The organism is Chryseobacterium sp. FH1 (genome assembly GCF_000735135.1).
GTDB lineage: Bacteria > Bacteroidota > Bacteroidia > Flavobacteriales > Weeksellaceae > Epilithonimonas.
In genome coordinates this window covers 535171-552675 of record NZ_JPLZ01000006.1, presented here as the reverse complement: position 1 = coordinate 552675, position 17505 = coordinate 535171, and the positions used below count along the sequence as shown (strand labels likewise).

Genomic DNA, 17505 nt, shown 5'->3' with positions numbered 1-17505 from the left:
TCTTGTACTATCAATTTTCTTCATGAGCTAAGCAATAAATAGAAGACATAAAAAAAGTCATTTTCCAAATAGATACAATGAATTCTCAATGCCACCTGTCAAGTCCAGCAAAATTTTCTAATTGTGTCGTTCTAAAAATACAGAATTAATAGTCAGCGAGATCGACTATGAATTAGGGTTTGAACATCCGCTATCTTTCAGCAAACTCTTCAAAAGCAAAAACGAATACTGCTGCTTTGGAATTAATTTAGGGCGACAATATACTTTAATGTACCAAATTATATTTTCAGGATTTCTATTTTCTGAATTCAGCTTTTATGCAGATCTAGACTTCGGTAAATTTTTTATGTTTGCTATTTTAAACGAGACCGGAGATTTATAACAAATTCTCCACTCTAAAGTGCTAATTTGGTGTGGAACAATTTTGGCTCTGAAATACGCGAGATCATAACAAAACAAGTACCACATCAATGAAAAGAGGTGGACCCCACGGGAGTTTTGGGAGGTATCTGAACATAAGCAATAGAACATGTTGAAAAAAGGAGACAAGGTACAATGGAAATTCCGATACGGAGAGACCCACGGAATCATAACAAAGGTCCATACAAAAGATTTTGTGTTTATGGATAGGCAACGAAGAGCATCTGGGGGAAGTCCCCAGTATGAGGTGATGAGCGAAAAGACAGGCAAGACCGCTGTCCACAAGCCTTCGGCACTAAAAAAAATATAATGATCAATTCCAATGGGCACTAAACAACCAAGCTACCTAAACTTCAGGTCTGATGAATATGCATGGAAATCTGATATTAACTATCGCGAGCATCCCGAACTGTACAAGGTCGGAAAAGGCGAGCAGGGTGTCCTGATATGCGAACCTTACAAAACGGAGATCGGGCCATACTGGCGATCTAGAAATTCGGAGATCGCCACAGAGAGTTCAAATAAAATCTTTCAGATGTTCATATCATATCTTGACAGGGATGATTTCGTGGGCGCCGATATGGCCAGAACATATCTTCAAATGGGCTTCACACGCGCACGGCGCTATTTCAATTACAAGGGTGGCAAAAAATATGACTCAGAAAATGATTACCAGCTTTTAGAACGTGGAACCATCGATCTTGAGAAAGCAAGATCTGCTGAAATATACAAGATCAAGTGGAAGGAGGCCGAAAATAACGTTAAGTATTCGAAGATGAAGGAACAATGGAAAAGAGACCATGGTTGAACAAATTCCATCCTGACGTAATCCTGGAAGAGATTGCACTTACAGCATGAGCTTTCACTATATTTAATTGATCAATATGAAAATATTCTGACAAGTAACCATATCCATGGTTCAGAATTGATCGGCGATCCAACCCGGTTATTGGAAATGCATTAATTTTAATCCAGATGTTTTAGATCGGGATCGAGAAACCGAAATAATATTAGATCTTACAAGATAAAGGGGAGAAATAAATATGGGCTGTCTCGCCCCGGCCCAATAAAAGTGGAATATTGTATTTGCTCAAATGGATAATGCCCTAGTTGAAAGATCATATGAAACCATGAAGTTGACTGATTGTGATGTCTTCACATCGACTCGAGCCACCGCATCATATATAACTGGACGGCAACAATGAATTTGAGTCTTCCAGAGCCATAGACGGCATAAGCTTTGAATGGGAAGTAAAGCATATTCTCAGTAAGAGAATGCCATAGATATGAACAATAAAATAATATTGGAAAATGCCAACAAGGCCATTTCAGAGGGAGAACACGAGATATTCCTAAGCTATTTGAGTGACGAAGCCACATGGAATTTTTTAGGCGACAGGATCATATCTGGAAAGGATCAGATAAGCCTATATATCAATGAAAAATATACCAGACCTCCCAGATTTGATGTTGAGAAGATGATCGCAGAAGGCAATCATGTGACAGCGTTCGGCAGGATATCACTGCTCAACGAGTTAGATGAATGGACAGAATATCATTATTGCGACATCTGGTCTTTCAGAGATGGAAAAATGGATGAACTGAAGGCCTTTGTCATTCCAATTTAAGGGTCTTATGATTTGTCACATATCTCCAAAATTGCAAGGTCACAGACCATCCATAACGACATGAACAAAAAGTGGGCATTTTTTATCGCGGGAACTTCAGCCGTGGTTTCATTGATCTATCTATCCGGATATGGATATATTTTCAAGGCGATAGGCATCAATTTGAGAAAAGGACCGATCACCCCTTCTATCGATGACGACGACAAATTCCCCTTTAATCCTATTCCCACAAAAAATCCTAATGATTTTGAGAAAGCTGAAAATTACAATTCAGCACGAATCTCTGGAAGGCTTATTGAAGAGCTAAAGAAAAGCAGGACATCCTCACTTTTAGTCATCAGGGACAACAAACTTGTTTATGAACAGTACTGGAAGGATCACAACTTTACTTCGGCTCAGAATTCTTTTTCTATGGCAAAAGGCATTCTATCGATGCTGGTGGGTTGTGCGATTGATGATGGTCGCCTGACTTCCGAAGATCAACTGGTCTCTACCGTGATCCCTAAATATAGAGACAGCAAGTTTGGGAAGCATCTCACATTTAGACATCTGATGACCATGCAGTCAGGACTGGACTGGAAGGAAGAATATCACCATCCTTTCGCACCAAACTCCAAACAATACTTTATCGGCGATCTTGCTGAGCAGGCCCTTGACATTGACCTGAAAGAAATGCCTGGCGAGAAATATGAATACCAGAGCGTTTCCGCACAATTACTCGGTCTTGCTTTGAAAAAAGCAGTAGGTTGTGACCTGGCAGACTATCTTTCTAGAAAGATATGGCAACCCCTTGGAATGGAATTTCCAGCGAAATGGAGTACAGATGACAAAGGTGTTGAAAAAGCATTCTGCTGTATTCATGCGACACCGAGGGACTTTGCAAGGATCGGTCAGCTGATCCTGCAAAATGGCAATTGGGAAGGAAGGCAGATCATCAGTAGAACCTATTGTCAAAGAATGCTGTTTCCTACAATTGAGAATGATGCTTTCTGTTACTCTATCTGGGCTGATGATGAATATGACGTGAAGCATCGGTTCTTCTATGGGTTTCTCGGTCAATTCATAATCATGATCCCAGAAAAGAACATGGTAATAGTGAAGACAGGTCTATACAACCGCCTGAAAGTTGATAAAAAGCTCAGACCACTTCAGGTCAGATCATTGATATCTGAGATTGCTCATATTATATAGATCTTCTTCCACCAAAGCTACTTATGAAAAAAGGAAGAGAGGATCATTTTAGACTGCTTTATAAAAAAACATGAAAAGGCCGTAAAACGGCCTTTTGATGTTAATAAGTTAAATGTGATACTTCTGTGCTTATGCCGGATTATTTCTTTCCGTCTCCAACTCCCAAACCCTATGGCTTGCAATTGCAGCTACAAATTCATCGGCAGGTTTCTTGTTTTCAGACGTTATCACCGCATGATCATCATGATTTTTCTTGCCGACATTGCTGTAATTCAATATTTCTTCTGTTGCATCTCCAAAATAGATGGCCTTGCAATGTTTATAGGCCTCGTTCAAAAAATGAATTGTTCCCGGTCTGTTCTCCTCGTTCAACAGTGTATCGGCGGATTTTTTACCACTTGCGATGTACAGCGCATCAAAGCAAACACTCGACGTGCTGGTCAAGGAATGTTTTGGCGTATAGCTCGTTCCGTCATCAGCAGTGACCGGTGAAAGTCCTCCTGATATTACCTGGACAACAGCACCCTTACCTTCCAATTTGGATTTCAACGAATTTACGTCACCTGCTTTCACGCCATCTTCCATTATGAAACCTACTATTCTACTTTTTATAGAATCTTTTACGGTATTTTTCATACTTAGGGCTTCCGAACTCTTTGTGGCGGGCTCTCTTTCTGCACTTTGAAGAGATTTTGGATCCGCGTCAGCAGGAATACTCCCGTTGGGCTGTTTCAGTTTTGTCACTTCAACACCAACTTTCTTTGCCACTAAGGTCGCAAGATCCTTGTCAATGAAAGCCAACTGCCCGACCACTCTTTCGCGGATCGCGGGAATGGTCACTTTTGTCAATTCGAAGATCAAAGCATTTTGAAGGTGCTTTTTTTCTGGGGCAGACTGGCTATTGTAAAATAATTTCGCCTGAGAGTAATGATCGACAAAACTTTCACTTCTCGCACGGATCTTTTTCGCGTCTATTCTTTCTTCCTGTGATGCGAATCCGCCGTCCTTCCACATCGCTTGAAATGGACAGCCTCCACCGATGGAATTTGGCTCGTAGCTCACTTTACCCTTAGTTATCTGTTGACGCATATGACCATCGCGTTGATTGTTGTGAACAGTGTTGATCGATCTGTTGATCGGAATTTCATGAAAATTCGGTGATCCCAATCTTGAAAGCTGTGTATCGGTATAAGAAAATAATCTGCCTTGCAACAATGGATCATTGCTGAAATCTATCCCCGGAACCAAATGTCCCGGATGGAAAGCGATCTGTTCTGTCTCTGCGAAGAAATTATCCGGATTCCTATTCAGCGTCAGTGTTCCGACCAGCTCAACAGGTACTTCTTCCTCAGGAATCAGTTTGGTTGGATCCAGAAGATCAAAATCAAATTTGTGTTCATCTTCTTCTGGAATGATCTGCACCCCGAAGTCCCATTCCGGAAAGGCACCGTTCTCAATCGCGTCCCAAAGATCTCTTCTATGGAAATCGGGATCTTTTCCAGAGATCTTGGTTGCTTCATCCCAAGCTACAGAGTGTACGCCTAATTTTGGTTTGAAGTGGAATTTTACAAAGTGCATCTTGCCAGCTTCGTTGATAAATTTGAAAGTATGAACGCCAAAGCCTTCCATCATCCTGTAGCTGCGCGGGATTGCCCTGTCACTCATCGCCCACATGATCATATGCATACTTTCGGGCATCAATGAAATAAAATCCCAAAATGTATCGTGAGCTGATGCAGCCTGTGGAATAGCATTATCTGGTTCAGGTTTTACAGCGTGGACCAAGTCGGGAAATTTCATCGCATCCTGAATGAAAAAAACAGGAATATTATTTCCGACAAGGTCATAATTGCCTTCTTCCGTATAAAATTTAACAGCAAATCCCCTGACGTCTCTCGCAAGATCTGTACTTCCTGCACTTCCTGCGACGGTAGAAAAACGGACAAATACCGGCGTTTCTTTACCTTCTTCTGACAAGAACTTAGCTTTCGTGTATTTTGCTAGACTTTTGTTAAGTTTAAAAGTGCCGTGCGCTCCTGAACCTCTTGCATGTACAATTCTTTCAGGAATTCTTTCGTGGTCGAAATGGGTGATCTTCTCTCTTAGGATAAAATCTTCCAGCAGACTCGGTCCTCTTTCACCCGCTTTTAAGGAGTCTTGGTTATTGCTGATCTTTAGACCTTGATTGGTTGTGAGGGCCTGATCGCTGCTATCAGTCGTATGAAGATGAAGCTGATCTGACTTTTCGTTTGAAAAATCCTTTTTTTTCATAATATAAAAATTTTGTTTGGTTTTAAAATTTACAAATCTCGAAAAACAAAAATTATACCTTGGAAATGGTCAGCATTCTATCAATAATCGGTATAAATAACAAGCTTGATAGATATTCACATTAAAAAATCAATTTGTACATTTATTACTAACTTTCTACTATATTTTAAATACCTTAGTTGGATCTATTGCTAGAATCATTATATCGAGATGTTGAAGACCAAACGAATTTACCTTGACAACAACGCAACAACGCAGACAGACCCACGGGTTCTGGAATCAATGCTCCCCTACTTCACAGAATTATATGCAAACGCCAACAGCCCGCATCTTGAAGGTCTTTCAGTAAAGGATACCGTCGATAGCGCAACTTGGGAAGTCGCAGATTTGATCGGTGCCAAAGAAAACGAGATCATCTGGACATCAGGCTCGACAGAAGCACTGAATTTAGCGATCAAAGGGCTTTCGATTCCAGCAGGTAAAAAAATAATTACCTTTTCCACGGAACACAAAGCAGTTCTTGATACATGCGGATTTCTGGAAACTCAAGGAGTCAATGTTGAATATCTTGCTGTGAATTCAGACGGGACGATCAATATGGAAAGCTTTCAAAATTCTGCTACAGAGGAAACATTTCTAGTAATCGCGATGATGTCAAACAATGAAACCGGAACTTTGCACGACATCAGAAAAATTTCAAAGATCGCACATTCCAGAGGGGCAATTCTCCTTTGTGATACTACGCAATCTGTCGGTAAAATACCCATCGATGTATCAGATCTAGGAATTGATATGTTGACTATCTCGGCGCATAAATTTTATGGTCCTAAAGGAGTTGGAGCCCTATACGTTTCAAACCAATCAAAAATTGAGCTCGCCGGGCAGATTCATGGAGGTGGACAGCAAAGAGACATGCGAAGTGGCACTTTGAATGTACCAGGGATCATAGGTCTGGGAAAAGCATGTGAGATTGCTAAAACCGACATGCAAAAAGATGAAGCAAGGATCACCTTACTCCGTGACCATCTTGAAAAGGAACTATTAAAGATTGAAGGCAGCTTTATCAATGGTTCGGTTGCCAGTAGGATATACAATACGTCAAACATCTGTTTCCCCGGGGTCTGGTCCGAGCAGTTGATCATCTCATTAGGAAACATTTCAGTGTCCAGCGGATCGGCCTGTTCATCGGTTACCTCAAAGCCATCGCATGTTTTGAAAGCACTTGGATCGTCGGACGAAGATGCTTTAAGTTCTATCCGTTTCAGTCTGGGAAGATTTACAACTTCGGAGGAAATCGATTTTGCGATTAAAAAAGTAACCGAACTTGTTCATCAGTTAAGAGCATAAAAAATCCCACCGGTTGCAGTGGGATTGAGTTTATATTTAAAACTGATTTACAGAAGTCTGTCAAAATGAATCGGTAGGTCGTAAATCCTTTTTCCTGTTGCGTGAAAAATAGCGTTGGTAATCGCGGGTGGCATTCCAACTCCACCAATTTCTCCTACTCCTTTTACACCGAGGTCATTCACAAACTGATCATTTTCTTCCACAAACAAAACTTCAAGATCATGAATATCTGCATGCACCGGAATGTGGTATTCGCCTAAGTTTGCATTCATATATTTTCCAAACTGATGATCGAGAATTGTTTCTTCATGTAAAGCCTTGCTGATTCCCCAGATCATTCCACCTAAAACCTGACTTTCGGCTGTTTTGGGATTGATAATTTTTCCGGCGGCTACAGCTGTTAAAGCTCTTTTTACTTCAATGATTCCCAGTTCTTCATCCACTTCTACTTCCACAAAAACAGCACTGTGTACCGCTCTTGCTTTTTTTCCGTAGGTCAGCGGATTGGGCATCGCCGAATTGGTTGTTTTAATAATTCTTCCTTCATTGGAAGCTATGATATCCTTGATGCTAACATTTACTTCTGAGTCTTTTTTTAAGCTTATCCATCCATTTTTAAACTGTACATCTTTGAATTTAACATCTTTAAAGGCTGAATCCCCTAAATTTCTGGCAAGATTGAACAGTTTTTTATTTAGAGCCTGACAAGCATTTTGTACGGCAGGACCTACGGTTGCAGTTGTAAATGATCCGCCCTGGATAGGTGCAAATGGCATTTTACTATCAGCATATGAAAAAGTTATATCATCTATCGGCAATCCAAGCTCATCTGCAGCAATCTGTGTCATAATGGTCAATGTACCTGTTCCAATATCGGTCACAGCACTTTTGATCTCGACCTTTCCGTCTGCTGACATGATCACTTCGGCACGGCCAAAAAGTCTATTTGCATCCCACATTCCCGTAGCCAAGCCATAACCGACCAGTTTATTACCATTTCTCATGCTTCTTGGTTTAGGATTCCTTTTGTCCCATCCAAATTTTTCAGCACCCTCAAGAAAACATTTTCTTAGTTCCTTGCTTGAGTATTCCTTTTCGCTGCTTTTATCGATCTTTGAATAATTGATCAACCGCAGTTCAAGCGGATCAATATTCAGTTTATATGCGATCTCATCCATCGTGACCTCGATTGCATGCATTCCTGTGCTACCACCGGGAGCTCTCATATCCAATGGACTGTAGACGTCCAAAGGAACTATCTCGTGTTCCAGTAATGTGTTTTCAGCGGGATACAGCATGTTCGCCCAGTTGACTACTATCTCTACATAATCTTCAAATCTTGAAGTTTCGCCGGTAGCTTTATGGTAAATCGCATTGACTTTTCCATCTTTGTCTGCTCCGAATTTTGTCTGCTGCAAAGTCGGTGGTCTGTGCCCGATCAAATACATTTGCGCCCTGTCAAGGGTAACACGTACATTCCTTTTCAAGGCAAGTGATGCCATCACGGCCATAAACAGTTGATGTTGGGGACGGAGCCCAGAACCGAAACCACCGCCGACAAATGGTGCAATGACCTGAACATTTTTCATTTTCAGTCCGAAAACATTTGCAACGTACATCTGGGAATTGATCGTTCCCTGTGTCTTATCATAAATCTTTAATTTATCTTTTCCTTCATAAATAACAGTCGACGCATACATTTCCATCGGATTGTGATGCTCTGTCCCGTGACTGAAATGACTGTCTGTCTTAATAAATGAATTTTCATACTCCTGATCAAAATCTCCGGTCGGTTTTGGAGGTGGCGGTTTGAGCATTGAAGCGAGTCCTTTTTTTGGATCACGGGATTTTTCGAGATTGGTTTTTAAATCGGTTTCAAAATCTTCCTGTTCGTAGACGATGTCGAGTTTTGTGGCTGCATATCTGGCCAGTTCAAAAGTATCTGCAACTACCAGCGCAATCGGCTGACCGTTGTATTTGATATCATCATCTTTAAGTGGTTTAAAAACAGTTCCGGGAGGCGCATCCATATCGGCATACTGAAAATCGAACCAAGCCGTTGAAGGTTTGTTTTCATGGGTGAACACTTCAATCACACCAGCTATTTTTTTGACTTCCGAAGTATCGATTGACTTGATTTTACCTTTTGTGACAGTACTATTGACTACATAACCGTACAGTAAATCGTCAGCCTGATATTCTCCGGCGTATTTTGCACTTCCGGTTACTTTTAAATGACCTTCGAGACGGCTGATTGGTTTTCCGACAGATGGTGTATTTTCCATAAATAATTGTATTTGAAAGTGATTTTTATAAAGATGGTTTTGCGCCTGGACGCTGTGATTTCGGGTCTAAAGCCATTATGCAGTTTCGTACGATTGCTTTTTTAGCAAGATCAATTTTAAAACTGTTATGTTCAAAACCAACTGCACCATTTAAAATAATATCCGCTGCGACGGAAAAATTTTCTCTTGTTGCTTCTTTGTCTACCAAAAAATCTTCAGCTTCTTTAACACGCCAAGGCTTATGAGCAACACCGCCTAAAGCAATTCGGGCTTCTTTAATTTTCCCGTTTTCTACTATTAAACCTGTCGCAACGGATACCAAAGCAAAAGAATAGGAAGCTCTGTCTCTTAATTTTAAATAAGAATAATTTTCAGAAAAACCTTTTTCGGGTAGCCCAATTCCTGTGATGAGTTCGCCATTATTAAGATTGTTATCAAACTCTGGTGTATCGCCAGGAAGTCTGTGGAAATCTGCAAATTCCAAGGTACGTTCTCCCTCAGGTCCTGAAATGTGAACGACTGCATCCAAAGCAGCAAGCGCTACACACATATCTGAAGGAAAAACAGCGATACAGTTTTCGCTGTGTCCCAAAATCGCATGAATTCTGTTATAACCGGTAATCGCGGAACATCCGGAGCCCGGTTCACGCTTATTGCACGGAGTATTGACATCGTAAAAATAATAGCATCTTGTTCTTTGCAGTAAATTACCACCGTTGGTCGCCATATTTCTGATCTGCGCCGACGCTCCTGCTAAAATTGCTTTTGACAACAGTGGATATTGCTGTTCGATAATCGGATGATATGCGGTTTCCGCATTGGTAAGCAGCGCACCGATTATGATTCCTCCATCCGGAATCTCCTTAATATCACTCAGCCCGGATATTTGGTTGATGTCAACTAAAGTATCTGCCTGAGTGACGAAATATTTCATCAGATCAACAATATTGGTACCGCCGGCAATGACTTTATTGTCATCATGGCCGTTGATCAAAGAAACTGCATCTTCAACGTCAATGGCTTTTGTATAAGCAAAATTATTCATGGGACATCATTTGTTTTACTGACATGACAGCATTAATAATACCTCTATTGGCACCACAGCGGCAGAGATTTCCGCTCATTAGATCCTGTACTTCTTCACGTGTTTCGGCTTTGTTTTCATTAATCAAACCAACCGCACTGCATATTTGTCCCGGTGTACAGTACCCACACTGAAAGGCATCGTGATCAATAAAAGCCTGTTGAATTGGATGTAATTTTCCGTTTTCTGCAATTCCTTCGATAGTTTTTATTCCTGTGCCTTCCTTCATTACAGCGAGACTTAGACAGCTTAAAACACGTTTACCGTCTACTAAAACGGTACAAGCACCGCATTGTCCGTGGTCACAGCCTTTTTTTGTTCCAGTAAGATGAATTCTTTCCCGAAGAGCATCGAGAAGGGAAACCCAGGGCAGTATTTCCAGATGATGATTTTCACCATTCACATTAAGTGTAATGGATTGTTTTTCACTATTTAACATAAATTTGAGCTTTGGTATAATGAACGTATTACAAAAAAAGAACCGTTATGTCTGCATAACGGCTCATGTGGTGGTATTAAAGCTAATTTATAATCGATGTACTTAAGACCGAATTGTAATTAAAATTAAATGAGATTTAATGAATCTGATTATCATTCAACTGAAAAACGTGCAGAACCTGTGGGAAAAGTGCTTCCATAGATTCTTCAACCGCTTTTTTGGAGCCGGGCAAGGTGAGAACAAGTGTATTTCCTGAAAATCCTGCAACACCTCTGGAAAGCATCGCGGTTTTTATTCTCTGCTGACCGTAATTTCTCGCAGTCTCCATAATTCCGGGAATGTCGCGGTCGATTAAAGGAGCAACTGCTTCTGGAGTAACATCTCTGGCTGAAAGTCCTGTTCCACCAGTAAAAATGACCAAATCAACATTATTTTCTTTACAATTAATTAAGGTTGATTGGATGGTATTAAAATCATCTTCAATAATCTGATAATCTACATCAGTAATCTGATATTTTTCCAAACCTGCACAAATTGCTTTTCCTGAAGTATCTTCTTTCTCACCACGGAATGCTGAGTCTGAGCAAACCATTACAGCCGCTTTTATATTAGAATTTATAAATTTATTGCTGTCAGATTTACCGCCCTTTTTTTCCAACAGGCGGATGTTCTGAATTTCTACGTGTTTGTCAATCGGTTTCAGCATATCGTACATCACCAATGCGGCCACTGATGCGCCGTGCATCGCCTCCACTTCTACTCCGGTTTTATATATAGTGTGCACTTCCACGGAAATAATCACCGACAAATCTTCTATTTTAAAAGTAACCGATGTAAATTCTACCGGCAAAGGATGACAATCCGGAATGACATCGCTCGTTTTTTTCACCGCAAACAATGCTGAAGCCCGCGAAAATTCAAAAATATCTCCTTTCGGAACGGTGCGGTTTTCGATTGCTGAAATGGTTTCTGCTGTAGAAGTTTTGACTGTTGCCGTCGCGATCGCCTTACGCAGCGTAAATGATTTGTGTGTAATGTCAACCATATTATTTATTTACTTTCCACTGGTGGGATTCGTCGTTAAAAATTTCTCTGCCCCAAATCTGAAGCTCCGATTTGATGCGTTCTATAAGTTCATTACAGGCTTCCATTGCTGCAATTCTGTGCTTTGAAGATGTAAAAACAAAAAGACAGATTTCTCCTGCACTGACGGTTCCCAAACTGTGATGAACGTGCATGCAGGTAAGCTTATATTTCAAAAAAATCTCTTCTCTGATTTCGTGCATTTTCTCCAAGACCATTTCCTCGTAGGCTGTATATTCAATTGCTGCTACAGTTTTGCCATCAACCACATCTTCTCTGATCTGACCCAGAAAAATACTGTGTGCCCCAATGTCTTTTTTCGTCGTATGTTTTGCAATGCTTTCAGAAATAAAAACCGGACTGATCGCTCCTTCTGTAAATATATTTTTAATTGCTCTACTCATTTTTCCTTTCCTGTAATGCTGTGATTCCACCTTTAAGATGGCTTATTTTTTTCTGATTTCCGAAATGTTCCAGTAAAATTCCGGTTGCTTTCAGACTTCTTTTTCCACTCTGACAGAATAAAAGAATATTGTCTTTTCCAATTTCCGATACTCTGCTTTTTAATTCTGAAAGGGGAATTTGAATATGTTTAAAATCTGCTTTTGGCTGCTCATCGATTTCCCTTACATCGATGGTCAGTGTGTTTTCATTGAAGGTTTGTTGAATAAAATCATCAGGATTTACATCTTCAATATTCATTTCAAAAACACCGCAAAGAAAATTATAATTGGTTTCTTCAAAAGCTTTTCTATTCTCAGGAATCAAATTTACGGCTGAATTTTCATTTGAAATATCCATAATGAAAGTTTCATAACTGAGCATATTAAAAGTCAATAATCTGCCATCCAAAACTTCACCAACACCTGTAATTAATTTGATCACTTCGTTCGCCTGCATCAATCCGATCATTCCTGGAAGCACACCCAAAACACCGACTTCATTGCAGTTCTGCACTTCATCTGGCTTCGGAAGATCTGGAAAAAGATGTCTGTAGTTGACTGTTTTATTATTTTTAAAATCTAAATTGAAAACAGCCACCTGACCTTCATATTTATAAATTGCCCCGAAAATCAAAGGTTTATCTAAAAGTACACAGGCATCATTGATCAGATACCGTGTGACAAAATTATCGGTGCAGTCGACAATAATTTCATACTCTGAAATAAGATCCCAGGCGTTTTCTGAAGTCAGCTCAAGCTGATAAGATTTAATGGTTATTTCGGGATTTAATTGTTCTAATTTTACAGAGGCGACATCAGTTTTCAATTTTCCCACATCTTCGTTGGAGTAAAGTGTCTGTCGCTGAAGATTGCTCAGTGAAATGCGGTCATGATCGACAATTCCAATGGTTCCAACCCCTGCAGCAGCGAGATACTGGAGAACAGGACAGCCCAAACCACCTGCCCCCATGACAAGAACTTTTGCCTGCAGAAGTTTTTGCTGACCTTCAAAACCGAAGTCAGACAGAGCGTAATGCCGTGCGTATCTTTCATTGTAATTTTCCATATTAACCTCCGGAATAAGGCGGCATCAATGCCACAACATCATTTTGATCTAAGATGACATTTTCCTGCACCAATTTTTTATTGACCGCGAAAGCAAATTTCCTGTCTGAAAGTTCGGGAAATTTTTGAATTAAAAACAACTTCAACGAATTTAAATCAGTTGCTTCCACCATGAATTCTTTTCCCGTAATTTCTGCGATCTGTCCAAATGAGATGACTTTTATTTCCATAATTATTTCAACTGTTGAATTACAATTTTAGACAGATTCTTTACATATCTTCTTCCTGTTGCTTTATCTGTCGGAGTTACCAGCATTATGTTTTCTTTCAGTTTAGAAGCATCGGATCCATTCAGTTCTGTTATGATGAGAGCCAGATCGCCGTTTCCGCTGTTGAAAATTTCATTCCACGAAAAGACTGCTTTATAACCGTCATCAGCTATGCAGACCAAATAAAATTCACTCAATGATCTTGATGAATCTGTCTTGAACTCCACTTTTGACAAAACAGCTTTAAGTAAAACACCGTTTATTTTTTTCAGAGTACTTTTGTAATCCATTTTGTGATTATAGATCGCCAAGCTGTCGACCGAATGTTTCTGATAATTTTTCAGATCATTAAAACTGATCATCAGTGGCTTGACAATGTCTCCGATTACAGAAATCGATTTGGCAGCCTGAGCATTGAGTGTCAAACTGAAAAATAAACTAAGAATTGAAAGAATCTTCATGGTCAGGCTTTTGTGAGTAATAATTTGTACGACGCCATCAGCAAAACGGTCGCCAAGACATATTTCAAGACATTGTGATTGAATTTTTTTGAACCTAAATAAGCTCCCAGTAATCCTCCTGTGAAAGCAACAATAATGTACATCATCATATCTCCGGTGAAAGAAATTCCCTTCGTGACCATTCCTCCAAGTCCTGCCACTGAATTGACGAAGATAAACGCTGCGCTGATCGCCGCGGTCTGTTTCTGATTGGTCCAGTGCAACAAAAGTAAGATAGGAGAAAGAATGATTCCTCCACCGATGCCGATCATTCCTGAGAGTAAACCTACCACTCCGCCCGTTACGACTGCAATTGTCGTGTTGTGAGTTTTCAGTTCGCTGTCGTCTACATTTTTAAAAAAGAAAAATCGGATCACCGGAAATAAAAGTAAAATTCCCAAGATCCTTTTGTAAATATTTTCTTCCACTGTGATCATTCCGCCTATAAATGCCAAGGGAATTGAGGCTGCGGCAATGGGAATAAAAAGTTTTTTGGAAAAATATCCGCCACGGTAATACTGTATAAATGAAGTTAAGGAAACAAAAAGATTAAGCACTAAAGCGGTCGGTTTCATCTCTTCCGGAGCTACGCCGTACAAAGCCATGAGTGCCAGATATCCGCTTGCACCACCGTGTCCGACAGCGGCATACAAAAAGGCAACAAAAAAAAGAATAACATAAAATATTTCTACTGACATAGGCGTGATGCGTTAGAATTTTATTTTTTATTTTAAATTAATTTGGTAAAAGATGCACCGTAACTTCTTCATTTTCTGTACATCCCAATGACTCTTCAGGCAGAACAATAAAGCAGTTTGCCTGTGCAAAAGAATGCAGACGGAAAGATTCCTGAGCGTGAAGCGGCGTTACTTTTCCATTGTTGTAAAATGCTTTCAGGAAATGCGTCAATCCTGCAGGCTTAGGGTAACGATTAGTTACGTTTGCTTTAATCTCGGTAACACCTGACGGCAGTCCCATCACTTTTTCGAGCGCCGGTAAAACATATTCGTAAAAGCAGGTCAGCGATGAAGATGGATTTCCGGGAAGTCCAAAAACCAATTTGTTTTCTTTCGTTCCGAAGAAAAGCGGTTTGCCCGGTTTCTGTCTGATTTTATGAAATTTTTCTTCAACGCCACAGGTATTCGCAACCTCAGTGACAAAATCATAATCTCCCACACTCACACCACCGTTCAGCAAAACAACATCACTGTTTTCGATTGCGCTTTCAAGTACTTTGTGCAGTTCCTTACGATCGTCCTCGGCTCTGAAGACTTCAATATCTTTAATTCCAGTTTGATTTAAGACTGCTTTCAACTGAAAAGAATTAGCTTCGTAGACCTGACCAAATTCCAATGGATTTCCGGGATCCTGAAGTTCGTTTCCGGTAAGAATAATGGCAACTTTTGGAGGTGTGTAAACAGAAATTTCAGCACAACCGGTACCGGCAAGAAATCCGATGGCGGCGGCCGAGAGATAGGTTCCTTCTGTCATGGCGACCTCTCCTTTTTTTACTTCGGCACCTTTTGTACGGACGTTGAGACCTTCATATAGATTTTCGTCTTCAACAATCAGCTTTTCATTTTCCAACCGAATTTTTTCCTGCATCACCACGGTATCTGCGTTTTCAGGCAGAGGCGCTCCGGTGAAAATTCTGGTAGCTTCCTTCGTACTTATTGCAAATTGTTTCGATGTACCTGCAGCCATTTCACCAATTACGGAAAGGGACTGATCTTTATCTGCAAATTTCAGGGCATAACCATCCATCGACGACTGTGCAAAATTGGGAATGTCGGTTGAAGCAATTACATCTTCTGAAGTGACCAACCCAAAAGCTTCTGAAAGCGGAATGACACTGCTTTTTTTCGTGAATGCAGATTGTAGGATGATTTGTTTGGCTTCGTTGACGGAAATCATTTTCATTGAATCAGTAGTTGGTAATCGTTTTGGGTATCGATATCTATTGCGCCTTTTGCAAAATTGATTTCAGCGATATCGTCTTTAAATTTTTGTAGCAGTTTTTTGGCACCTTCCTGGCCGGAAAGTTTTGAAAGATCTTTAAAGTATCTTTTAGTAAATAAAACCGGTGTTCCTACAGTGTCTGCGTATTTTGAGGCAACAACTCCTTTTTGAGAATCTTGTTGCGTTTGAATTAATTCAGAGAAAACCGACGCTTCGATAAAAGGCTGATCGCAAACTGAAATAATACAGTTTTCAATGGCTGGGACTAAATTTAAAAGCTGATCAAATCCGATGTGGATTGAAGAGCCCATGCCTTCGTTCCAAGTTTTATTTTCTGTAACGATGAGTTCGAGATCATTGATTTCTTTTGAAATTTCAATTGAATTTGCTCCTGTAACGACCACGACAGATTTTGTTATTTTGAGTGATTCTTCAGCAACATGTCGCAGGAGACTTTTTCCTTTAAAATCCAACAACTGTTTTGGCTGTCCGAGTCTTGAGGAATTTCCTGCCGCTAAAATGAGTATTCCTGTTTCCATTAACCACCGATTGTAATCATACTTCTGTTTTCTAATTTTGATGCATCTATATTTTCAAATATACCGCTGAACTGTCCGCCCAAAGCTTTGGCCTTAGCCTTCATCGTTTGCTTAATCAACGGTAAAATATCCTGACCATTCCGCAACGCTCCCAATAGATCAGTTTCATCTTTACTGAACAGACAGTTCTTCAATTTTCCATCGGCAGTCAGCCTCATCCGGTTGCAGGTATCACAAAAAGGCTGGCTCATCGTGCTGATCACGGCGAATGACCCAATGTGACCATCGATGATGTACCGGCTTGCGGTATCATTGGGTTCGGATTCGACCGGAATGACATCATATACTGAACTAACTTTCAATAATATTTCATGCAAAGTAAACACCTGATTGCTAGTCCACTGATTTCCGCTGAAAGGCATAAACTCAATGAACCGGACTTCGATATTACTGTGTTTCGTCAAAGCAATAAAATCAAGAATTTCATCATCATTTAAACCTTTCATGACAACAACATTGATTTTCACACGTATGTTGTGCTTCAGGAGTAAATTGATATTGTTTCTGACGCGGTGAAACAGATCGCGTCTTGTAATTTTTAGAAATTTTTCAGGCTGAAGAGTATCAAGGCTTATGTTGATGGCTTTGATATTGGCTTCCAGCAATTCGTTTAGCATCTCATCGACACGAATTCCGTTGGTGGTAATTGCGAGCTCGATATCCAGTTTGCCCAATGATCTTAAGATTTTCGGAGCATCTTTTCTGACCAAAGGTTCGCCACCTGTGAGTCTGATTTTCTTCACTCCTTGGTCGACGAAAAGCTTAGCAATGTTTTCAATTTCATCCACCTGCATCAGTTTTGCGGCGGGAGCAAAGGCATATTTTTCTTCCGGCATGCAGTAAAAACAACGCAGGTTGCAATTATCTGTAAGGGAAATCCTCAGATAATCATGCACTCTTCCGAAAGTATCTGTAATCATGT

General features: G+C 40.2%; 18 protein-coding genes and 1 pseudogene. 6 read left to right on the top strand and 13 right to left on the bottom strand.

All coding sequences use genetic code 11. The features are described from left to right. Window positions 1-139: 139 nt before the first annotated feature. From IO90_RS19070 to IO90_RS09515, 5 genes and pseudogenes are all read left to right on the top strand, one after another. A pseudogene (locus tag IO90_RS19070) lies at window positions 140-220 on the top strand (AraC family transcriptional regulator); the annotation flags it as partial. 309 nt (window positions 221-529) lie between these two features. After that, window positions 530-730: a DUF2945 domain-containing protein gene (locus IO90_RS19225; protein ID WP_034965937.1), complete on the top strand. Its 201-nt coding sequence runs from the start codon at window positions 530-532 to the stop codon at window positions 728-730. Between the two features lie 12 nt (window positions 731-742). After that, window positions 743-1228 (top strand): DUF4385 domain-containing protein, encoded by a 486-nt coding sequence (locus IO90_RS09525; RefSeq protein ID WP_034965936.1) that lies wholly within the window; start codon window positions 743-745, stop codon window positions 1226-1228. A gap of 478 nt (window positions 1229-1706) precedes the next feature. Next, entirely contained in the window at window positions 1707-2048 is a 342-nt protein-coding gene (locus tag IO90_RS09520) for a nuclear transport factor 2 family protein (RefSeq protein WP_034965935.1), read from the top strand. A 60-nt stretch (window positions 2049-2108) separates the two neighbouring features. Then, window positions 2109-3239 (top strand): serine hydrolase domain-containing protein, encoded by a 1131-nt coding sequence (locus IO90_RS09515; protein WP_051878483.1) that lies wholly within the window; start codon window positions 2109-2111, stop codon window positions 3237-3239. Window positions 3240-3368: 129 nt separating this feature from the next. Here IO90_RS09515 and IO90_RS09510 read toward each other — a convergent pair whose 3' ends face one another. Then, window positions 3369-5510, bottom strand: a complete 2142-nt coding sequence (locus IO90_RS09510; RefSeq protein ID WP_034965934.1) for a catalase — start codon at window positions 5508-5510, stop codon at window positions 3369-3371. 210 nt (window positions 5511-5720) lie between these two features. On the opposite strand from IO90_RS09510, the gene IO90_RS09505 reads away from it, so the two are divergent. Then, a complete protein-coding gene (locus IO90_RS09505) occupies window positions 5721-6857 on the top strand; it encodes a cysteine desulfurase family protein (RefSeq protein ID WP_034965932.1) in 1137 nt (378 codons plus the stop codon). Window positions 6858-6904: 47 nt separating this feature from the next. Here the strand turns inward: IO90_RS09505 and IO90_RS09500 are convergent, their stop codons facing one another. From IO90_RS09500 to moaA, 12 genes are all read right to left on the bottom strand, one after another. Continuing rightward, window positions 6905-9142, bottom strand: coding sequence for a xanthine dehydrogenase family protein molybdopterin-binding subunit (locus IO90_RS09500; protein ID WP_034965930.1), 2238 nt, complete (start codon window positions 9140-9142; stop codon window positions 6905-6907). A 25-nt stretch (window positions 9143-9167) separates the two neighbouring features. Further along, entirely contained in the window at window positions 9168-10187 is a 1020-nt protein-coding gene (locus IO90_RS09495; protein WP_034965929.1) for an FAD binding domain-containing protein, read from the bottom strand. Beyond that, the gene (locus IO90_RS09490) at window positions 10180-10665 is read right to left on the bottom strand and encodes a (2Fe-2S)-binding protein (RefSeq protein WP_034965927.1); all 486 of its coding nucleotides are present in this window, start codon (window positions 10663-10665) and stop codon (window positions 10180-10182) included. The genes IO90_RS09495 and IO90_RS09490 overlap by 8 nt, the downstream gene beginning before the upstream one ends. A gap of 136 nt (window positions 10666-10801) precedes the next feature. Further along, complete coding sequence (gene moaCB / locus IO90_RS09485) at window positions 10802-11710, bottom strand: bifunctional molybdenum cofactor biosynthesis protein MoaC/MoaB (RefSeq protein ID WP_034965925.1); 909 nt, start codon at window positions 11708-11710, stop codon at window positions 10802-10804. 1 nt (window position 11711) lies between these two features. Further along, window positions 11712-12152 (bottom strand): molybdenum cofactor biosynthesis protein MoaE, encoded by a 441-nt coding sequence (locus tag IO90_RS09480; RefSeq protein WP_034965924.1) that lies wholly within the window; start codon window positions 12150-12152, stop codon window positions 11712-11714. Continuing rightward, window positions 12145-13257 (bottom strand): HesA/MoeB/ThiF family protein, encoded by a 1113-nt coding sequence (locus IO90_RS09475; protein WP_034965922.1) that lies wholly within the window; start codon window positions 13255-13257, stop codon window positions 12145-12147. Before IO90_RS09475 ends, IO90_RS09480 begins: the two co-directional genes overlap by 8 nt. A gap of 1 nt (window position 13258) precedes the next feature. After that, window positions 13259-13486, bottom strand: a complete 228-nt coding sequence (locus IO90_RS09470; RefSeq protein WP_034965921.1) for a MoaD/ThiS family protein — start codon at window positions 13484-13486, stop codon at window positions 13259-13261. A 2-nt stretch (window positions 13487-13488) separates the two neighbouring features. After that, on the bottom strand, window positions 13489-13986 hold the full coding sequence (locus IO90_RS09465; RefSeq protein ID WP_034965920.1) for a hypothetical protein: 498 nt from the start codon (window positions 13984-13986) through the stop codon (window positions 13489-13491). A 2-nt stretch (window positions 13987-13988) separates the two neighbouring features. Continuing rightward, window positions 13989-14723 (bottom strand): sulfite exporter TauE/SafE family protein, encoded by a 735-nt coding sequence (locus tag IO90_RS09460; protein ID WP_034965918.1) that lies wholly within the window; start codon window positions 14721-14723, stop codon window positions 13989-13991. Window positions 14724-14760: 37 nt separating this feature from the next. Further along, the gene (glp, locus tag IO90_RS09455; RefSeq protein WP_228374671.1) at window positions 14761-15945 is read right to left on the bottom strand and encodes a gephyrin-like molybdotransferase Glp; all 1185 of its coding nucleotides are present in this window, start codon (window positions 15943-15945) and stop codon (window positions 14761-14763) included. Beyond that, on the bottom strand, window positions 15942-16523 hold the full coding sequence (locus IO90_RS09450; RefSeq protein WP_034965917.1) for an NTP transferase domain-containing protein: 582 nt from the start codon (window positions 16521-16523) through the stop codon (window positions 15942-15944). Before IO90_RS09450 ends, glp begins: the two co-directional genes overlap by 4 nt. Continuing rightward, window positions 16523-17503, bottom strand: coding sequence for a GTP 3',8-cyclase MoaA (moaA, locus tag IO90_RS09445; protein ID WP_034965916.1), 981 nt, complete (start codon window positions 17501-17503; stop codon window positions 16523-16525). The genes IO90_RS09450 and moaA overlap by 1 nt, the downstream gene beginning before the upstream one ends. Window positions 17504-17505: the final 2 nt, after the last annotated feature.

Bases quoted from the DNA above. Each gene is read 5' to 3' on its own strand.
- IO90_RS09490 (WP_034965927.1), bottom strand. From the start codon at position 10,665: ATGTTAAATAGTGAAAAACAATCCATTACACTTAATGTGAATGGTGAA.
- IO90_RS19225 (WP_034965937.1), top strand. From the start codon at position 530: ATGTTGAAAAAAGGAGACAAGGTACAATGGAAATTCCGATACGGAGAG.
- IO90_RS09460 (WP_034965918.1), bottom strand. From the start codon at position 14,723: ATGTCAGTAGAAATATTTTATGTTATTCTTTTTTTTGTTGCCTTTTTG.
- IO90_RS09515 (WP_051878483.1), top strand. From the start codon at position 2,109: ATGAACAAAAAGTGGGCATTTTTTATCGCGGGAACTTCAGCCGTGGTT.
- IO90_RS09475 (WP_034965922.1), bottom strand. From the start codon at position 13,257: ATGGAAAATTACAATGAAAGATACGCACGGCATTACGCTCTGTCTGAC.
- IO90_RS09495 (WP_034965929.1), bottom strand. From the start codon at position 10,187: ATGAATAATTTTGCTTATACAAAAGCCATTGACGTTGAAGATGCAGTT.
- glp (WP_228374671.1), bottom strand. From the start codon at position 15,945: ATGAAAATGATTTCCGTCAACGAAGCCAAACAAATCATCCTACAATCT.
- IO90_RS09450 (WP_034965917.1), bottom strand. From the start codon at position 16,523: ATGGAAACAGGAATACTCATTTTAGCGGCAGGAAATTCCTCAAGACTC.
- IO90_RS09470 (WP_034965921.1), bottom strand. From the start codon at position 13,486: ATGGAAATAAAAGTCATCTCATTTGGACAGATCGCAGAAATTACGGGA.
- IO90_RS09480 (WP_034965924.1), bottom strand. From the start codon at position 12,152: ATGAGTAGAGCAATTAAAAATATATTTACAGAAGGAGCGATCAGTCCG.
- moaA (WP_034965916.1), bottom strand. From the start codon at position 17,503: ATGATTACAGATACTTTCGGAAGAGTGCATGATTATCTGAGGATTTCC.
- IO90_RS09520 (WP_034965935.1), top strand. From the start codon at position 1,707: ATGAACAATAAAATAATATTGGAAAATGCCAACAAGGCCATTTCAGAG.
- IO90_RS09525 (WP_034965936.1), top strand. From the start codon at position 743: ATGGGCACTAAACAACCAAGCTACCTAAACTTCAGGTCTGATGAATAT.
- IO90_RS09500 (WP_034965930.1), bottom strand. From the start codon at position 9,142: ATGGAAAATACACCATCTGTCGGAAAACCAATCAGCCGTCTCGAAGGT.
- IO90_RS09510 (WP_034965934.1), bottom strand. From the start codon at position 5,510: ATGAAAAAAAAGGATTTTTCAAACGAAAAGTCAGATCAGCTTCATCTT.
- IO90_RS09505 (WP_034965932.1), top strand. From the start codon at position 5,721: ATGTTGAAGACCAAACGAATTTACCTTGACAACAACGCAACAACGCAG.
- IO90_RS09465 (WP_034965920.1), bottom strand. From the start codon at position 13,986: ATGAAGATTCTTTCAATTCTTAGTTTATTTTTCAGTTTGACACTCAAT.
- moaCB (WP_034965925.1), bottom strand. From the start codon at position 11,710: ATGGTTGACATTACACACAAATCATTTACGCTGCGTAAGGCGATCGCG.